Raw genomic sequence first — 320 nt, forward strand, 5'->3', positions numbered from 1 at the left:
CTGCGCGAACACGGTCTGATCCAACAGAGCCGCAGTCTCCGAACCCGGCTCGGCGAACACCACCTCGCGCAACGCACGCGGCAGGCGCGGATCGATCTCTGCGCACACCTCGTCGAACGACGCCGCGAACACCGGAAACGTCTCGTACAGCTCCCGGCCCATACCCGCACGCTGCGAACCCTGACCCGTGAACAACACCGCCCGACGACCCGCCGACACCACACCCGCCGACCGGCCCTCGGCCACCGCCGCGAGGCCCGCCGCCAGCTCGTCGACGTCCGAGCCCCACACCACCGCGCGATGCTCCAACGCGGCACGGG

Annotated in this window: 1 protein-coding gene; it reads right to left on the minus strand. The window is 71.2% G+C overall.

Going from position 1 to position 320, the window contains the following annotated elements:
• On the minus strand, positions 1 to 320 hold a 320-nt coding region (locus tag IF06_RS32715; protein WP_036312173.1), incomplete at both ends, for an acyltransferase domain-containing protein.

Origin of the sequence: Micromonospora globosa, from assembly GCF_000717585.1 — a bacterium.
GTDB classification, from domain to species: Bacteria; Actinomycetota; Actinomycetes; order Mycobacteriales; family Micromonosporaceae; genus Micromonospora; species Micromonospora aurantiaca.